This window comes from Alteromonas sp. PRIM-21 (assembly GCF_027563165.1).
In the GTDB taxonomy this organism is placed as follows: Bacteria; Pseudomonadota; Gammaproteobacteria; order Enterobacterales; family Alteromonadaceae; genus Alteromonas; species Alteromonas macleodii_A.
In genome coordinates this window covers 185,985-202,776 of the sequence record NZ_JADOEK010000001.1, presented here as the reverse complement: position 1 = coordinate 202,776, position 16,792 = coordinate 185,985, and the positions used below count along the sequence as shown (strand labels likewise).

The following is a 16,792-nucleotide window of genomic DNA, read 5'->3' as shown; positions in this document are numbered from 1 at the left end:
AACAAGGTAATTTTTTCGATTAATCCCACTCGGGTGAAAAATCTGGGTTGGCTTGACGGTCACCGCAATCTAGCGCATCAATTTTTGCGATATCCTCTGCATCTAAGGTAAGTTCAAGCGCTCTGAAATTCGATTCCAGATTTTTGCGCTTAGTCGACGACGGAATAGTGACTAAACCATGGGCTAGCTCCCAGGCTACCACTACCTCAGCAGTGCTCACGCCGTGCTTATCTGCAATTGAAATGATGGTCTCGTCTTTTAGCACTTTACCAACAGCAAACGGCATATATCCTGTCACTGTGATACCGTGTTTCTCACACGCTGCACGCACTTTTTCATTAGTAAGATATGGGTGTACCTCTACCTGATTCGTGGCGATTACGCCCTCACCCAGAATGCTCACCGCTTCTTCAATTTGTTCCACGGTAAAGTTAGAAATACCAATTTCTTTTGCCAAGCCCATTTCCTTAACGCGCAGTAATTCGCCTAGGTATTCTTCCATGCTTTCGCCGTTTTCCGGTGACGGCCAATGAATAAGTAGCAGGTCAACGTACGACAGTTGAAGCTTTTCCAAACTCTCTTTTACACTATCCACAAAACTTGCTTTATTCAGCTTGTCATTCCACACCTTGGTGGTGACGTAAAGGTCTTCACGTGCAACAAGGTTGTTTGCAATAGCGTCTTTAATAGCGCGTCCTACCGCTTCTTCATTGCCGTATATTTGCGCCGTATCAATATGACGGAAACCCACTTCAAGTGCCATTGTCACGCTGTTATAGGCTTCGTCGTCTTTTAAGCGAAACGTGCCTACACCTAGCGAAGGAATTTTAGATTGTGACTGATTTACATTCGGCATGATGCCTCCTTGTTGGTTCCGTTATTTATGAAAGTGAGGTAATACGTAGTCAGCAATGCGCTGCATAGCGTCTTCTACCGGCTGCATATTACGTCTGAAGTGCAGGCCAATATGATCAACACCCGCTTCTTTCATTGCATTGAGTTCTTTGATAAGCCCATTTACACCAGTTTCAACCCCGAATCGGTGGCGTTTTATGGGCGCTTCATCGTCTTCAACCAAATTAAGATGAATAAAGCTAACGTACGGCTTGTTGCCCGCTACGTTTCGCCATAGCTCAACCCGCTTAAAATGATCGCTTGGTGTGCCGGGGTACGCCAGCCAACCGTCCATATTTTCTCCAACCCACTGAGGGCTCTGCTGAGCGAGCCCTGCAACGTACAATGGCGGCGTTGTTGAACGCGGTAACAGCGACATGCCAGGCTTAAGGGAATTCTCACCGTGCTTTACAATTTCCAGTGACTGCCTGAATTGCTCGCCGCGACTGTCAAAATCGACATCGAACAACGGATACTCAACCGGTCTATCCCCACTGGCTACACCGAGTATGAGGCGGTCGTTACTTAGCTGCTGTACCGTTGCTGCCGCCTTTTTAACAAGCCATGGCTGCCTAAGAGGTAGCACAACAGCAGCCGTACCTAATAGGATGTTGTCTGTAATACCCGCCAAATAGCCCAAATATGTGAAAGTTTCGAAAACCTGAGCCGCATCACCAAAGCTAGGGTCATAAACTGGCACATCTCGTACCCACGCTGCTTTAAACCCCAGCTTGTCGGCTAGCTGGATACGGCTGTGATGCTCGCTCATATTAGGTACGCCAAACGGCGTACCTTTTGTGGCGTCGAAATGCGCCCAGTCGTTATCTAGCGGAAGCTCTACACCTACTGAGAACGTGTGTCGTGCAAGCTTATCAAAGGTATTTGTCGTCATTGTGACCTCCCTACGCGCTCGTTGTGTTATTCGCCGTATTCGCAGTACTGAGTGCGCGCTTGTCTAAGTAACCGCTGTAACGTGTAACAAGTAACGCTGCAACAGAAATAATTGCGCCAATCCATGCGGTATCAGATAACTGCATGCCGTCTACAATTGCACCGCCCAGAATTGAACCCACTGCTATGCCAATGTTAAATGCCGCGATATTTAAACCTGACGCCACATCAACAGCATTAGGGGTAAACTTCTCTGCTAATTGAACAACGTACACCTGAAGTCCTGGAACATTGCCAAAAGCAAAGGCGCCCCATACCAAAACAGTAATCACTGCCGCAACTTTACTGCCCATGGTAAACGTCAGCGCAAACAAGATGATGGCAAGGGCTGAAAAGATGATTGTTAACGCGCGAATTGGGCCTTTTTTGTCTGCAAGCTTGCCACCGTAAATGTTGCCTACCGCGACAGATACCCCGTAAACCAGCATAATTAAGCTTATGGCAGAGGGCGCAAAACCCGCCTCCTCCTGCAATATAGGCGCTAGATAGGTGAATGCGGTAAATGTGCCGCCATAGCCCAAAATCGTCATTAGATACACTAATACCAGACGAGGCTGAACCAATACTTTCATTTGTTCACCCAAGGTGGCAGGCTTACTTTGTTTAAGGTTACTCGGTACCAACAGTGCACTGCCGATTAGCGCAATAGTGCCTAGCGCAGACACGACTAGGAAGGTTGCTCTCCAACCGAAATTTTGACCAATCCAAGTACCCAAAGGTACGCCAGTAACCAAGGCTACGGTTAAGCCAGTAAACATAATGGCAATAGCACTGGCCTCTTTTTCTTTCGCCACAAGCCCAGTAGCAATAGTGGACCCTATAGAAAAGAACACTCCGTGCGCTAGGCCTGTCAATATGCGAGCTAAAATTAAGCTCTCGTAGCTAGGGGCTTGCCAGGCAAGAATGTTACCTGCCACAAAAAGCGCCATTAAGCTAAGCAGAACATGCTTTCTATTCCACTTACCCGTAAGGGCGGTAAGAACCGGTGCGCCTACGGCAACACCAACGGCGTACAAACTTACCAGTAAGCCTGCACTTGGTAATGTAACGCCAAGGTCTGTTGCAATGGTAGGCACAAGCCCCACTATCACGAACTCTGTTGTGCCAATAGCAAACGCACTTAACGTTAACGCAAATAATGCAATAGGCATTTTAGTTATCCTCAAAAAGTAATTAACGAGTTGGCATCACTAACAACGCCACCGTTGGCTTCTAGAACGGCTAGATCGTTTTTTTAAAAGCCATTAATAAAGTGCGTACAGTTTGACGATAAATTTATTTGCAAAAAACAGCACTAATGACAAAATACTTTTGCGATATATGAAAATATAAGGTGTGTAATGCCAGTCTTATCAAGAACTGAAGATTTAGAAGCCTTCCTAACCGTCGTGGATACAGGTAGTTTTTCTAGTGCAGCCAATTTACTTAATCAGCAGGTTGCGAAAGTCAGCAGAGCGGTAACCCGGCTGGAAGATGGCTTAGACGTAACCCTATTGAACCGCACTACCAGACGATTAGAGCTAACAGAAGAAGGTGAGCTTTTTCTCCAATATGCCAGAGACGGGCTAAACGTATTGGAAAAAGGCGAAGAAGCATTGCGACTGTTAAAGCGCGCCCCATCAGGCAAGCTTCGTGTAGATGCAGCAAGCCCTTTCGTGCTGCACCAACTAGCGCCGTTAGTGGGCGAGTTTCAAGAAGCATTTCCTGACATTACGCTTGATATTACGAGTCACGATAGCATTATCGACTTGTTAGAACACAAAACCGACATTGCAATACGCATTGGCGATTTAAGCGACTCTAACCTGCACGCTAGACGTTTAGGAAAAAGTAAACTGCATATTGTTGCAAGTCCGCAGTACCTTGAAAAGTATCCTTTACCTGAAGGTGGCGGTGACGCAAGTTCATTGAGTAACCACAAACTGATTGGTTTTAGCGACTCACCAAGTTTGAATAAGTGGCCACTTAAGCAAGATATCAACTTGCAATACAGCCTTCATGCGTCAAGCGGTGAAACCATTCGACAACTATGTATTGCAGGGCAAGGTATAGCTTTACTTTCACACTTTATGGTTCACAGGGATATTAGCGAGGGAAGACTCATAGCGCTATTTAACGACGATATAATCAGCCCAAATCGCAGAGAATCGGTGCAAGCGGTGTACTACAAAAATAGCGCCGTATCGTCTCGCATCTCTGCATTTTTAGATTTTATACAACCTCGCTTAACTCTTTAAACAGCCATTACTTTGTGCGTCCTTTGCCCAGTATTTTCTTAAGCATACTTGGTGAAAGGCCGTTTACGATTAGCGCTGCTATCATCAATATTGCGCCAGCCATTACCATAGGCAGCAGCGTTTCTTTAAGCAATACCACAGAACTTACATAGCCCACAATCGGGGTAAGTGTACTAATTAACACAATTTTATCTGGCGGTAATTTAGGCCCAGCCGCAACCATAAGACCAAAGCCGAGGCCCGTTGCCACAGGGCCAATATAGGCAAGTAACAGCCAGTCACTTAGCGTGTAGGCCCCAAAGTTCGGCGTTGGCTCTACTATGAGAGCAATAGCAAGCATGGCAAAACCAGCAATGGTGAATTGCCAGAATACCGCTTCAATAACGCTACCTTTCCATTTATGAAAAGACACCCTACGAATAGCAACAGCCCACAATGCAGACGCTAACAACATCCCAAACAGGGGTAGCCATGCTCCCGGTTGCCCCGAGGCGAATAGGATCATTGCGCAACCAATAGTAGAAATGCCGGTAAGAATTAATCGTTTAGAAGGCGGGCGCTGTCGATACCATAGCGTGTCGATAAGCAGCATCCAAAGCGGTGTGGTGTAAATGAGAATACTGGCCGTACCTGCAGGGATAAACTGCAGGGAAACGGTAATAAGCCCCATCGATAGGATAAACTGGAAAAACGCGACAACAAACACCACCGAGCGATCTTTACGGTTTAGCACAGGAAGACGCTTTTTGGTGATTAATACAAACAACGCAAGTACAGGAAGGCTTAACAAAAAGCGCAGGCACACCATCCAGACAGGCCCTACAATCTCTAGCCCTAACTTCATACCTGGCCAGTTAAGTCCTAAACACAACACCGCAACCAAAAGCATTTTAATACCTTTTGATTGCTCTTTTTCCGCCAACGATATTGAAGACATGCGTTTTAAAAAATCCAATTACACGAACTGCTTTAAGAGAAGTATCCACCGCCGAGTAAGATGAATGTGGGCAGGGAATTGTAAGGGCGCAAATATAAGTGAATTGGCGGCGAATTGAAACCTTGCCTACCGTAGAATGACGACAATTTATCGACCAAATGGTCAACTTTTAAAACGCCTGTGGAAACTTTGCTATACGGGGCTTTCGGCACGGTGTATAAATTTGCCTTACAGGTACAAGGCAATGGAGAGTAGCTTACGCTCTCCCTTCTCTATTTTACTGACACTGTGCATATATTTGTCAGGTCGAAAGAAGTAGATTCGGTTGAATAGACTAAAGATGACTTTCTCCGCCCAAAACTGCCCCCCCAGCTTTGGCTTTTTTAGCACCACGTTAAATTTGAAATAACGCCCGCTTCCCATAGGGTCGTTATGCTCTAACACACGATGCCCTTCTTTATAGGTAACCACATTTATGGCAAATCGTTTAGACGAGACTATTGCCTTGTTGAGCACTTTGGCCATGCTAATTCTACCTTGGGTGAAGAGAACATGATGCAATTTAAACACGCACAGCTATGCGCTGGAAAGCGTATGCTGAGTTCGGATAGTGCTTTAATATGCGTGAAACGTATATGGCTAACGGTGGAGCCATAGACTAGATTAGGTTTGGGTTTGCCCACTTCATGATTTTAGCGTTTTCTTTTCGTGCGATATTTCCATTAATACCGCTTTTGTCGTTATCGCTACTTTCTACGGTGTAATAGTTTTTACGAGTTTCGATGTGTTCAAAACCTGAACTTTCGTACAGAGAAATAGCCGCGTAGTTACTTTCACGTACTTCTAGCCAGATTTCACCCATGCCATTTTTCACCGACATTTCAACGACAAAATCAACTAAAGCCCGCCCTACTCCATTGCCTCTAGCGTTTTTATCTACAGCTATATCCATTAGCGTTGCTTCATCAACAACTTCAAGCATAATGGCATAGCCGATTACCTCGTCACCTTCAAAGGCAAACACTCCGTAATAGGGTTTAGTAAAGCAATCCGCAAAGGTGCTTAACTTCCAAGGTACGACTTGTGAGTGCTGATGGATAACATGTGCACTTTCAATATGCTTATCAAAGCTTTCAGGCGTTACGATGACTAACTTCATAGGTTTAGTCTATTGGGGCGCAACGGAAGCGTTGTTTAACGCTTTCCCCGCGCTAACAAGCTGTGCCCAAAGCGCCCTTTTTTGCTCGGTGGTGAGTTTAAGCGGTGCCGCTGGCAATACAATGGCTGTTTCGTTTACAGATAGCGTACGACCAATCATAACTGTGCTAGACCAATATGAAGGAATACCTAACTGAACACAGGCTAGCTGTAAGTCTTTTAGCCATTGTTGTGACTTCGCTCTCTGCTCAGCACTTAACGGAATACCTTCTGGCGATTCAGACCCTTTTGATTCGCTTTGCGCAACTTCTAATTTATTAGCGACATTTTTTTCAGCTGCCTCATTTGTTAGCGCACGACGAGTAGGTGTTTCGTCTGTAACAGCAACTTTAAGCTTAGGTTTATCTTTTGCTCCACTGCCTACATTTGCCCTTAATTGGGCAAGGCGTGACTGTTTTTCTTCTTGAGAGATTGGCTTTGAAGGCTTATTCTCTTGACCGTTTTGACTAAAAGGCGTTTGTGGCGATGTACTAGCAGCCGCGCCATGCATTGGTGCTGAGGTACTGCCTTCTTTTAAGTCTTCCTGCTTTTTCATCTTCGCATGGGCGTCTTTAGTGATCCACACTGGGATCCCCATTTCCTGTAATACCGCCTGCTGGTATGAAGTAAGAGACATTGCGTAAAAGACCTAAAGTAAATAAACCGTTATTTGCCCAAGTTTACTAAAGTTGCTGAGCTGAATGAATAACTATCGCATTCTTTTACCTAAAGTGCGCTATGTAGTAAGCACACAAAGTTTAAGAAACTCTACCCGTGAGTCCGTCAAACACCGGCACCTTTTACTTTACAAGTATTAGCTGGCGCATAGGCTCTTGAGTATTTAAACCCAGGTTACAAAACACTAACGGTAAGCATTGCGAATCAAAAGTATGATGAATAAGTTTGTAGAAAAAACTGAATGAGAAGTTTATAAGGAGATATTTTTTATGTTTGAACTAGATTGTTCATAAGAAGAGAAAGTGGCAGGGGTGGAGGGACTCGAACCCCCAACCATCGGTTTTGGAGACCGCTGTTCTACCAATTCGAACTACACCCCTAGCGCGCTGTGCATTATACGGATGACATTAAAAAGGTAAAGCCTTTTTATCACCACCATGCACTGCATGCTTAATTAACACGCAATACGCTGTTTTTTCAATCGAATAACGTTATATATGCCTGTTTAAGCTGACCATTGAACTAGCCTTACGCAAAGGCAAGCCTAAAGCGCTTCACGCTTTGCGCCTAATTACTTTTATTCGCATTAAGCGCGGCAAACCACAGGTCGTTTGTTATATGAACAATGTCAGAATGTAGCTTGAACTTGTTCAATGCATCGCCTTCGTTAATATTCATGATATTTGCATAGTGAGCAACTAATTCTTCGCTTTCATTCATGTTAAGTTTATTGATAAGGCAACAGCTTGCTAAGTCGAAGTAACGATTTCCCATTGCTGCATACTCCCAATCAATGACTTTTATCGAATTGTTGGTACCAAGCAATAGGTGATTAATCAATAAGTCGTTGTGGCACAGCACGCTGTCTTCATCGTCTTGCTCACTTTTGATTACGTTGTTTTTAAATGCTCGCGCCCTCAAGTAAAGGTCACTGCTCGTATCAAGCTTTGCAGCATTACAATAGTGCTGCCATCTCGCAACTAGGTTTAATGGCCTTGCTGTAATAGACAACGAATGAATACGCGCAAGGGTTTCAGCCAATGTGTGTGAAGGACGTCTAGTTGAAGAAAGCCCTGCGCTTGCACTATGACTTTCCCACTGTTCTACCCAGATGGTTTCATCATCGCTTAACCAGATTGGCTGCGGCGCTATCCCTGCTCCATACAAATGTTGCTGTAAAGTAAACTGATGTTTGCGTTCCACACCACTGAAATCATCATCGCCCAGCCACTTAACGGCTAAATCGATGGGGACATCTTCAAGCTTTTGATAAGCAGTCATTTGAAGGTTACCTTCATTTAAACTCAATAGGCTATTTGCTGGGTCTTGAACGCGATAAACACGGTTTACCGCGCCAGCAGGATGTACCGAAACATCTGCACTCCCGCTAAGATTAAGCGCCTTTTGCAGCGTGGCTATGATATCCAACCTGTTCACCTTGTTTCTTATATTGCACAAGCCATTGATAATAACCAAATACTGCAAAGCCCACGTAACCTAGGAACAGGCAGGCAGACAGTGCGTAACCCACTTGTAGATACAAATATGCCGAAGCTAAATTTATGAAAAACCAGTAAACCCAGTTTTGCAGAATTTTATGCGCCACCATAAATGTGGTAACCACACTCAATAAGTTAATGCTTGCATCTAATAGTAGGTACTCACTATTAAATTGCGAACCCGCCACTTCAGAGAGGCCCCATGCGAGTAATAACATGCTTGGGACAATTAGCGAGTGCAACCACAGCGGCCAATGAAGCACGGGCTTAACCTCGCCATCTTCCGCCCCTTTCGACCACTGGTAATAGCCGTACCCTGCCATTATCATGTAAAAGAAATTAAGCGCAGATTGAAATGGCAAAGTCACTTGCCAGAATAACCAAGTATAAATAGCTGTGCTTACAAAGGCACAGAGCCAGCACCAGCTATTTTGTTTAGCTGCTAATAATACATAGGCGATAGCAAGTACAACCGCTACCCATTCTAACAGTGAAGTAGCGGCAATTTGAGAAGTGAACTCAGAAAAGAAGTTAGTCATTAAGATGACTTTCTTGCTTGCATAGTATCGAAGTTTAAAAACTTAGCAACGAAAATAGCCTGCCCCACTTCTTCGTGAGTTCTCTGCATTTCATCGCCGAGTACTTTCATTACTACAGCGTAATCACCCGTAACCTGGGTACTCGTAGAACATGTTGTCACCGTGATATCGCTATAGCTATTTAACCTATCAATGAAGTCTTGAATAGGTGGTATATATTCGTTTACCAAAGGGTACAACGACAGTTCAACCATAACTTGCATGTCTTTTCCTTTTTTAAAACGCGTATTTAACAGTGATACCAAACTGGCGACCGTTACCTATTTGGTAATATGGTTCGTTAAACGCATACTCATCGCGAGGGTCGTTGCTGAAACCACCAAAACCTCGAGTGTAATACTCGCGGTCAAATGCATTTTGGATCCACAGCGAGGTCTGCCAGTCACCGTGTAAAACTACGATTTCTGAATTAACCAGCGTCGTGCTTGGTGCAGTTACATCATGGCCGTCGGAAAAACGGTATTCGCTTTTATAGTCTACATCTACGCGCCATAGCATAGTGTCTGTAAGTGCGTACTCACTGTAAAGGTTTGCGGTCCACTTAGGTGACTGAGCCTGTCTTTGCTCAGATACTTCAGTACCGTCTGCTAGTGTATACCCTTCAAATGTAGCGCTTAGGTAACCAACACTTGCATCTAACTGCCATGCATCGCTTGCAAACCAACTCAGTTCAAGCTCCGCCCCTTTGTTTGTACCCAAATCAGCATTATCGATAATATCTACAAAACCTGCCGTGCCGTCATCACGGGTGATAACGTCAAAATCACTTACCTGCGTATCCGTCCTGTCCATGTAGAAAATCGCAGCACGAGCAATAAGATCAGGCGTAAGCAACGGGCCTTTTACACCCACTTCATAGTTCCAGTTGTATTCTTCATCAAAGAAACGCTGATTATCGTTTACTCGGCTGTCGGGATTAAAGCCAGCGCCTTTAAAACCGCGTGAAATGCTGCCGTAGTAGAAGTGATCACCCTGCGTATACTGAAGCGCTACTTTTCCGCCAACCATGGTGGTGTCAAACGCGCGGGTAAGTTGGTTGTTATCGGCGTAATCGAAGTCATAGTTTTCTACTCTCACTCCGGCTACAAGCACTAAGTTGTCCTTCAAACGGCTTTCCGTCTGAGCATAGATAGCAGTAGTCGTTGGGGTATATTCACTGGCAAAGTCACTATCAAGGTATGTGTACTGACGAAGTAACTTTTCTTCTGTGTTTTTATAAAATATGCCTAAGGTCCAGTCTGTCATACCGTCGAAAAGTGCGGCACTGTCAGACGACACAAAACGCAACTCACCAGTTTGGGTTTCGACATCTCGGTAGTACGCATCAAAAGACGTATAACCCCACGGGTGGAAGCCATCGAATGTCCAGTCTTCATCGTAGCTATAAGCAATATTATGAGAGGCATGAGTGGCAATAAGGATGAAGTCGCCCGCCGCAGTATTTGTTGTAGAACGTGCACTTACGGCGTGCGTTTGGTGTTCGTCAAAACCCGGCTCGTCAGACAGTGTTTTGTTGTCGTTATCAAGCGAGAATGCATCGTAGCCGTTGTCAATATCATACCAGCGGTAGGTAAGTGCAAGCGTGGTTCGTTCGTCTACGTTGCCTTCAACAGCAAAGCGCAACGCGGTCTCATCGATATTATTCGTGTCGCTTCTGTCTAAAAAGGTGTTCTCTACAAAGCCATCGCTACGGTTATGTACTAGCGCTACGCGATACCCCCAATCGGCATTGATATCGTCGCCCGTTGCCCCTTCAATACGATAACTTTCTTTGTTACCAATACGCGCTTCTACGTAGTCTGGCGCGTCGCTACCTACGTTATTACTAGAAAGCTTAACAGCTCCGGCGAGTGCCCCTGTGCCGTAAAGCGTAGCCTGAGGTCCGCGATAGACTTCTAGTTGCTTGGTATCAAAAATGATACCTGCTGCAGCAAGGCCTGAAAAATCAAATTCATCGACAATAAAGCTTACAGAAGGATTGATTGGTTCAGCAAACTGGCTACGCTCGCCAATACCGCGAATTTGCACGAAGCGACCACGAGAAGCACCCGCTGCAAAATTAACGTTTGGAATACTGTTTAACACACTGTCGATGTGACTTGGCTGCCTGCTGCGAAGTCGCTCTTGGTCTAAAATGGTCGCGCTAGCACTTAGCTGGTCAAGTGTAGTTTGTCGAAAGTCACCGGATACAACGACTCGTTCAATATCAGAAGGCGTGTTTTTTGACGTGTCGTTCGCTGCAGATTCTTGTGCATAGGCAGCAACAGAACTTGCTAGCAATGATAGTGTGAAAAGTGTTTTATACATGGGATCTCTTGTTCTTATTGAAGAAAAAAGATCCGGGTCTAACGGCAGGTGATAAGGCTATGCTGTGAACCATCCCTACGCCGGTATTATCCGGATCAGGTTTAAGGGTTCCCACTTATGTGGATCTCAGACCGAAAACGGACACCCCTTGGTATAGTGTTGGGCCACTCAACTAGTAACCTCAACGTCTGCGACGGAGTCTACCAGTTCAATACACGCCGTCAAGCAGATACGACATTAAGCTAAGGTCATAATTTTTATATGATATAAGGCATGCAGAGCCGAAGGCTATTCAGCGTTAATATTCATATTAAGCCGACGAACTTCATCGTCAGTTTGTGCTTTTAACCCTTCTAGCGTTTTGCCGTGTGCTGTTGGTTGGCGAGTATCTGGGTCAACCTTTACGAAAACGATGTCATCTGCAAAGCAGATAGTTTTTTTAGTGGCCTTATTGCGCACTAGGCAACTTACGGTAATAGATGACCGACCTACCGCCTTGGTTTCCAAACCAAACTCTACAATATCACCTTGCATCGCCGGTGATTCAAAACTAATTTCGCCAATATGCTTAGTCACTAAACAATTGGTCTCTAACTGACAGATTGCCCAAATGGCAGCCTCTTCGTCTATCCATTCTAACGCGCGGCCACCGAACAAAGAATTGGCGTAATTAAGATCATTTGGCATAACTAAACGCCGAGAAAGAAAGCGCATTCGAATTCCTCACAATAAATCGCTACTATAGCGTAAGATTATACCGAAAAAACTGATTCATGGCGCTAAATCAATTACGTGAATGGCTTCTTGCCCCCTACACTAAAAATAAATGCGAAAATAGCTCACACCTATCAGACATAAATTATCCAGTTCACCGAAGAATGCTGATAATTTCAGGTAATGATACGTTTTGTGAAGCGGCATTATCCATAATTCAAACTTCAGCCGATGAAACTGAATCTTTGAGTCTAGCGACCTTTACTAGTACTGAGTTGAAGGGAAAAAGACGGAAAAAAGTGCTAGGCAGCGAGTACGATATTGCGTCACTGGATTGTAGGGATTCTTTTAAGCCTGGTGATGCAATGGCAGTAGCAGGCATAGTAAAACACCAGGGGTGTTTAGTACTTATCTGTCCTGAGTTGGAACAGTGGAGCAGCAATGCTTCAGTTTCTTTTCTTTCAGAAGGCTTTACGCTCACCCATAGCCGATATCTGGCACGTTTTATTGAATGCCTGCGTACAAATGCTGACATAGCGATACTGACTGAATCTACAGCTAGGCTGCCGGATTTATCAACCTATAGAGTAGAAAAGCCCTCCTTAGAAAATGCTTATAGAGGTTCGCTGTTCCGCTCTAAAGAGCAAGAATGCGTGTATGGCCGATTGTACCAGTCTTACTCGCTAAATAAGTTGAACGCTTTGGTCACTGCTCCGCGAGGAAGAGGTAAATCTTCTTTGTTAGGCATATTTATTGACAGCTTAGTAAGGAAAGGGAAAAACGTGCTGCTCACTAGCGAGCAGTATGAAAACGTTGCTAACGTAATGTCTCAGCTTCATCAATTTGACGTCACCAACAAAACAGATTACCAGTTTCATCATACCGACTCCATCAATAAAGAGCAGCGTTCCGTAGACGCACCAAGGGCGTGTTTAGGCTCTGTAAAATGGGTACCTCCTGACAGCGAACTACTTCATACCCAAAATAGCAAAAACAATACAACATTTGACCTTGTGGTGGTTGATGAAGCCGCCTCAATGCCCCTGCCAGTCGTAAACCGAATAATAACGACTAACCCTCAGTGGATTTTGAGCACCACGCTGCAAGGCTATGAAGGCTCGGGAAACGGATTTATTCATAAACTCATTCCTAACTTGCCCAATGGTAGCATTCATTTAACGCTGTCGACCCCACTGCGATGGTTCGAAAATGACCCTATCGAAGCATTCTTTAAAAGCACATGCTTGTTTGAGGGCGGCAATGTAAACAATATCATCACAAATATTGAGTCAGAAAATAGCGTCGAACTACTAGAGAGGAGCAATTTCTGTTTACGTTCTTTTGAAGACGTTAATGAAAGCACGCTTCAGCAAATTATGTCTCTGCTTGCGCTGGCGCACTACCAAACCACGCCTGACGATTTTATGCGTTTACTGGATAGTCCTGACATAATGGTTGCCACATTGAAGTTAGGCACCCTTGTGGTAGCAGCCGCAATTATAAATATTGAAGGTGGTATTAAGTTAACCCATGTATCAACAGGTATTGCGTCGGGGCGCCGCCGTCCTAAAGGGCATTTAGCTGCGCAAAGGCTTACCCTGCTTTCTGCCGATCCTAAAGCGGCTACACACAAGTATTGGAGAATTAACCGTATTGCTGTACATCCGAAACTTCAAGGAAGAGGCGTCGGTAGTTATGTAGTAAATAAAGTCGTTAGCGAAGCCCGGGAACAATTAATAGATGCAACTTGCACGTCATACGGTACCACATTGAAGCTAGATAACTTTTGGACTCAAAATGGTTTTGACATAGTTGATTATGGCAGAAAACCTAACAAGGCCAGTGGTGAGACGAGCGCGTTAGCTGTGCTGCCCCTTTCCCCCAAAACAACTGAACTTGTAACCAACCTCAAATCATTAAAGGCCAGCTTTGATGGCGCTAATGTAAATGAACTGTCTAAAACCGTGCTCGATATCTATGTAACAAAGCTCGCTCAGTTTATTCAAGGTTATAGAACGTTAGATGATGTTTGGCCAATTTTGCATAAGTTGTCGAAAGAGGCGCAATCTGTCTCTCAAATAGAAACGCAAAGTCATGCCAGAGATTGCAGCAATATGCCTGGAATAGCTGGGGATACGCAGGAAAAGGTAGCTCTACTGATAAACGTGATAAACAAAAAAAGCTATTTAACAGCGCTATTCAGTCATTCAAACATAGAGATGAAGCGTGTCAAAGGCGTTTTAAGTAATAATGGAATGAGCGTAAATGGCTTGAAAGAAACCACATCAATAGTAAGAACTGAGTTGTGTGCCGCTTTTGACCAATTTCAATAAAACCCGTAAGTCTTCCCATTAGATACTGAAGCTTAATTTTTACTATCCTGTTGCCTTTGATAATAGCCTTGTCCTTACTTTACTTCTTAGCTTTCCTTCTTACCTAAACAAAAGTTTAAGGCAAAAAAAAGCCTCCCGAAGGAGGCTTTTGGCTAAATCCGAATATTAGATATTAATACCACGGTTTTTAGCTTTTTCCTTGATGTAAGGTTCCCACGCAGCCGCGTTACGACGTAGTGAGCGATCTTTCTTAGCTTCTTGTACATGCTTGTATGCAGACCTGAAGTTACCCGCGTAGAAGTTCGCTTCCATAAGAGTGAAGTGAATCTTCTCTGGGTTTTCAGCGCCACGTTCTAGAGCATTTTCTAGAGCTTTGATAGCACCTTTATAATCTTCTGCTACAAGTAAAAGCGTACCTTGTTTACGATAATGCTCAGGGTCTGAACTCTTAGCTGCAGCTTGTGCATACAAGTTTGCCGCTGTTTTAAAGTTTTTAGCCTGGTGATATGCATTAGCGATATTCGCAAGCATATCAGCATCGTTCTTTAACAAGCCTTCTTTCATGTGCTTTTCAAGCAGTTTAGCAGCCTTGTAAGGCATACCATTACTTTGATAAAGCTGAGCAAGCGTTTTAATTTCTGAATCTTTTTCTAGATAGCCTTGCATATAAGCAAGTTCTAGTGTTGAAAGACCTTTTTCGTAGTCTTCAACTAAGATGTAGAAAAAACCAAGACGCGACCACCAAGTCTTTTCCTGAGGGAAAGTACTAACGAGATCTTCCGCTACAGAAACCGTTTCAGGGTACATCTTACGCTCGTAATAAGAAGTTAGCTTAAGAACATAAGGGTTCTTGTTTGGCTCTTCATACAAAGCAATGGCCTTGTCTGCTGGCTCAATCATTTTAGCTAACTGCTTAGACTCAAAGTAAGCTTGCGCTAGGCGAGTATACACATCAGCATCTTCCTTACAGGTAAATTCCATCCACTTGTTATACCATTTGATGGCATCAGTGTACTTCTCTTCCTGCATGCTCAAATCACCTATTAATTTAAGTGTCTGAGAGTGCTCTGTGTCGTTAAGTACTTTTGGTTCAACTGAGTCGACCAAATAGTTTAACGCTTTACCGCCTTGACCTTCTTGTGAAGCCAATAAATTACCGATGAAACGCTTAACGTAGGCTTTGTCAAAATCGTCCGATGGGTCGATTTCATAAAGCACGTTTAACGCTTCCGTAAGCTGGTCTTCATTGTAGAATTCAAAAGCTTTTTGAACCTTCTTACCGGTACGCTCACCTACTAGCGTTGTTTTACCCTTCTCATATCCAGGGCAAACAACAGGTGCCGACTGCGCTAGAGCAGCGGGTGCAGAAAGCACCGCACCTGCGCCTAGCACTAAAGCAACGGCTGACATTTTGAATGTACGTTTCATCATGATCATTGCTCCAGTTTAAAGTCTAGCTGTACGAACATGCCTGTTTGTCTAACTGGCTTGCCATCAACGATCTTAGGCTTGTATTTCCACTTACGTAGAGCACGACGTGCTTCACGGTCGAATACGCGCTTAGGTTCAGCTTCGATAACTTCGATATCTTCAACACCACCAACTTCGTTGATAGTGAAAGACAGTCTTACCCAACCTTCGCGGCCGTCACGGGCTGCATCAGGTGGATATTTCGGGTCGATACGAACGATAGGTGTAGCTTCACCGTCACGTTGCATTGCACCAACACCACCGATGTTTACACCAACACCACCTGTGTCGATGGCTGGAATAGCTAAGCTAAAGCCATCTGCATCAGGTTCCGCTGTTTCCGGCTCTACCTGCTCCATTTTAGGAGGCTGTGGAGGCGGAGGTGGCGGTGGTGGTGGAACACGAGTACGCGTTTGCGTCTGGTCGTCTGGTTCCTGCATTACAATATCGATAACCGGTGCAGGCGGTACTTCGTCTGCTGGTCTAGATGAATTTTCAATCAACTTGGCCATTAGAACGAACAGGGCAAATGCGACCGCAGCACCTAATACAATAGATACAAGTATACGTAACATCTTATCCCCTTGCCGCTACCGAGACTCGGTTAACGCCAGCGGCTTTAACCTGATCCATAATTTCAACTACTAAACCATGCTTCGCTTTAATATCAGCTTGAATGATTACGTAGTCAGTTGGCTGCTCGGTAAGCAGTCTTTCAATATTCGCTCTTACGCTGTCCGGCGCTACTTCACGCTTATCTAGCCATACATTTCCGTCTTCCGTTACGGCGATGAAAATGTTTGCATTTTTGTGAAGAATCGCCTGGCTCGCATCTGGCTTGTTGACTTCGATCCCTGCTTCCTTAACGAAAACAGTGGTAACGATAAAGAAGATCAGCATGATAAACACGATATCCAACATGGGTGTCATGTCGATCTGTGCATCTTCTTCCTCGGTTCTGACTTTTCGAGCCATA

At 44.6% G+C, this 16,792-nt stretch carries 17 protein-coding genes, 1 tRNA gene and 1 riboswitch; of the genes, 2 read left to right on the top strand and 16 right to left on the bottom strand.

The features are described from left to right. Positions 1–19 precede the first annotated feature (19 nt). From dkgB to IW644_RS00840, 3 genes are read right to left on the bottom strand one after another with little or no spacing between them, the layout of a single operon-like run. Positions 20–856 carry a 2,5-didehydrogluconate reductase DkgB gene (dkgB, locus tag IW644_RS00850; RefSeq protein WP_269916025.1) on the bottom strand — a complete coding sequence of 279 codons (837 nt, stop codon included), beginning with the start codon at positions 854–856 and terminating at the stop codon, positions 20–22. A 21-nt stretch (positions 857–877) separates the two neighbouring features. Continuing rightward, positions 878–1,786 (bottom strand): TIGR03571 family LLM class oxidoreductase, encoded by a 909-nt coding sequence (locus IW644_RS00845; RefSeq protein WP_269916024.1) that lies wholly within the window; start codon positions 1,784–1,786, stop codon positions 878–880. Between the two features lie 10 nt (positions 1,787–1,796). Further along, positions 1,797–2,996 (bottom strand): MFS transporter, encoded by a 1,200-nt coding sequence (locus IW644_RS00840; RefSeq protein ID WP_269916023.1) that lies wholly within the window; start codon positions 2,994–2,996, stop codon positions 1,797–1,799. Positions 2,997–3,185: 189 nt separating this feature from the next. On the opposite strand from IW644_RS00840, the gene IW644_RS00835 reads away from it, so the two are divergent. Beyond that, a complete protein-coding gene (locus tag IW644_RS00835) occupies positions 3,186–4,082 on the top strand; it encodes a LysR family transcriptional regulator (RefSeq protein ID WP_269916022.1) in 897 nt (298 codons plus the stop codon). Between the two features lie 7 nt (positions 4,083–4,089). Here IW644_RS00835 and IW644_RS00830 read toward each other — a convergent pair whose 3' ends face one another. The 10 genes from IW644_RS00830 to IW644_RS00785 form a co-directional block, all read right to left on the bottom strand. Beyond that, positions 4,090–5,019 carry a DMT family transporter gene (locus tag IW644_RS00830; protein WP_269916021.1) on the bottom strand — a complete coding sequence of 310 codons (930 nt, stop codon included), beginning with the start codon at positions 5,017–5,019 and terminating at the stop codon, positions 4,090–4,092. A gap of 228 nt (positions 5,020–5,247) precedes the next feature. Further along, the gene (locus IW644_RS00825; RefSeq protein WP_179982712.1) at positions 5,248–5,544 is read right to left on the bottom strand and encodes a 2OG-Fe(II) oxygenase; all 297 of its coding nucleotides are present in this window, start codon (positions 5,542–5,544) and stop codon (positions 5,248–5,250) included. Between the two features lie 133 nt (positions 5,545–5,677). Then, on the bottom strand, positions 5,678–6,178 hold the full coding sequence (rimI, locus tag IW644_RS00820) for a ribosomal protein S18-alanine N-acetyltransferase (RefSeq protein WP_269916020.1): 501 nt from the start codon (positions 6,176–6,178) through the stop codon (positions 5,678–5,680). Between the two features lie 9 nt (positions 6,179–6,187). Further along, entirely contained in the window at positions 6,188–6,853 is a 666-nt protein-coding gene (locus IW644_RS00815; RefSeq protein ID WP_269916019.1) for an alanine acetyltransferase, read from the bottom strand. Between the two features lie 344 nt (positions 6,854–7,197). Continuing rightward, a tRNA-Trp gene (locus IW644_RS00810) sits at positions 7,198–7,274 on the bottom strand. Positions 7,275–7,461: 187 nt separating this feature from the next. Further along, complete coding sequence (locus IW644_RS00805) at positions 7,462–8,322, bottom strand: phosphotransferase (RefSeq protein ID WP_269916018.1); 861 nt, start codon at positions 8,320–8,322, stop codon at positions 7,462–7,464. After that, a complete protein-coding gene (gene pnuC / locus IW644_RS00800; RefSeq protein ID WP_179982708.1) occupies positions 8,288–8,932 on the bottom strand; it encodes a nicotinamide riboside transporter PnuC in 645 nt (214 codons plus the stop codon). The genes IW644_RS00805 and pnuC overlap by 35 nt, the downstream gene beginning before the upstream one ends. Beyond that, complete coding sequence (locus IW644_RS00795; protein ID WP_269916017.1) at positions 8,932–9,195, bottom strand: hypothetical protein; 264 nt, start codon at positions 9,193–9,195, stop codon at positions 8,932–8,934. The genes pnuC and IW644_RS00795 overlap by 1 nt, the downstream gene beginning before the upstream one ends. A 13-nt stretch (positions 9,196–9,208) precedes the next feature. Then, positions 9,209–11,299: a TonB-dependent receptor gene (locus tag IW644_RS00790; RefSeq protein WP_269916016.1), complete on the bottom strand. Its 2,091-nt coding sequence runs from the start codon at positions 11,297–11,299 to the stop codon at positions 9,209–9,211. 55 nt (positions 11,300–11,354) lie between these two features. Then, positions 11,355–11,458: riboswitch (TPP riboswitch) on the bottom strand. A gap of 129 nt (positions 11,459–11,587) precedes the next feature. After that, positions 11,588–12,013 carry an acyl-CoA thioesterase gene (locus IW644_RS00785; protein ID WP_025254437.1) on the bottom strand — a complete coding sequence of 142 codons (426 nt, stop codon included), beginning with the start codon at positions 12,011–12,013 and terminating at the stop codon, positions 11,588–11,590. A 59-nt stretch (positions 12,014–12,072) separates the two neighbouring features. Here IW644_RS00785 and IW644_RS00780 point away from each other — a divergent pair, with 59 nt between their 5' ends. Next, the gene (locus tag IW644_RS00780; RefSeq protein WP_269916015.1) at positions 12,073–14,346 is read left to right on the top strand and encodes a GNAT family N-acetyltransferase; all 2,274 of its coding nucleotides are present in this window, start codon (positions 12,073–12,075) and stop codon (positions 14,344–14,346) included. Positions 14,347–14,511: 165 nt separating this feature from the next. On the opposite strand, the gene IW644_RS00775 is transcribed toward IW644_RS00780, so the two are convergent. The 3 genes from IW644_RS00775 to IW644_RS00765 are packed head-to-tail and all read right to left on the bottom strand — an operon-like array spanning position 14,512 to position 16,791. Next, positions 14,512–15,777 carry a tetratricopeptide repeat protein gene (locus IW644_RS00775; RefSeq protein WP_269916014.1) on the bottom strand — a complete coding sequence of 422 codons (1,266 nt, stop codon included), beginning with the start codon at positions 15,775–15,777 and terminating at the stop codon, positions 14,512–14,514. A 2-nt stretch (positions 15,778–15,779) separates the two neighbouring features. Continuing rightward, positions 15,780–16,391, bottom strand: a complete 612-nt coding sequence (locus IW644_RS00770) for an energy transducer TonB (RefSeq protein WP_118489932.1) — start codon at positions 16,389–16,391, stop codon at positions 15,780–15,782. 1 nt (position 16,392) lies between these two features. After that, complete coding sequence (locus tag IW644_RS00765; protein ID WP_039222950.1) at positions 16,393–16,791, bottom strand: ExbD/TolR family protein; 399 nt, start codon at positions 16,789–16,791, stop codon at positions 16,393–16,395. Between the last annotated feature and the right edge of the window lies 1 nt (position 16,792).

Bases quoted from the DNA above. Each gene is read 5' to 3' on its own strand.
- IW644_RS00780 (WP_269916015.1), top strand. From the start codon at position 12,073: ATGGCGCTAAATCAATTACGTGAATGGCTTCTTGCCCCCTACACTAAA.
- rimI (WP_269916020.1), bottom strand. From the start codon at position 6,178: ATGAAGTTAGTCATCGTAACGCCTGAAAGCTTTGATAAGCATATTGAA.
- IW644_RS00845 (WP_269916024.1), bottom strand. From the start codon at position 1,786: ATGACGACAAATACCTTTGATAAGCTTGCACGACACACGTTCTCAGTA.
- IW644_RS00765 (WP_039222950.1), bottom strand. From the start codon at position 16,791: ATGGCTCGAAAAGTCAGAACCGAGGAAGAAGATGCACAGATCGACATG.
- IW644_RS00775 (WP_269916014.1), bottom strand. From the start codon at position 15,777: ATGATGAAACGTACATTCAAAATGTCAGCCGTTGCTTTAGTGCTAGGC.
- IW644_RS00830 (WP_269916021.1), bottom strand. From the start codon at position 5,019: ATGTCTTCAATATCGTTGGCGGAAAAAGAGCAATCAAAAGGTATTAAA.
- IW644_RS00815 (WP_269916019.1), bottom strand. From the start codon at position 6,853: ATGTCTCTTACTTCATACCAGCAGGCGGTATTACAGGAAATGGGGATC.
- dkgB (WP_269916025.1), bottom strand. From the start codon at position 856: ATGCCGAATGTAAATCAGTCACAATCTAAAATTCCTTCGCTAGGTGTA.
- IW644_RS00790 (WP_269916016.1), bottom strand. From the start codon at position 11,299: ATGTATAAAACACTTTTCACACTATCATTGCTAGCAAGTTCTGTTGCT.
- IW644_RS00835 (WP_269916022.1), top strand. From the start codon at position 3,186: ATGCCAGTCTTATCAAGAACTGAAGATTTAGAAGCCTTCCTAACCGTC.
- pnuC (WP_179982708.1), bottom strand. From the start codon at position 8,932: ATGACTAACTTCTTTTCTGAGTTCACTTCTCAAATTGCCGCTACTTCA.
- IW644_RS00795 (WP_269916017.1), bottom strand. From the start codon at position 9,195: ATGCAAGTTATGGTTGAACTGTCGTTGTACCCTTTGGTAAACGAATAT.
- IW644_RS00840 (WP_269916023.1), bottom strand. From the start codon at position 2,996: ATGCCTATTGCATTATTTGCGTTAACGTTAAGTGCGTTTGCTATTGGC.
- IW644_RS00770 (WP_118489932.1), bottom strand. From the start codon at position 16,391: ATGTTACGTATACTTGTATCTATTGTATTAGGTGCTGCGGTCGCATTT.
- IW644_RS00785 (WP_025254437.1), bottom strand. From the start codon at position 12,013: ATGCGCTTTCTTTCTCGGCGTTTAGTTATGCCAAATGATCTTAATTAC.
- IW644_RS00825 (WP_179982712.1), bottom strand. From the start codon at position 5,544: ATGGCCAAAGTGCTCAACAAGGCAATAGTCTCGTCTAAACGATTTGCC.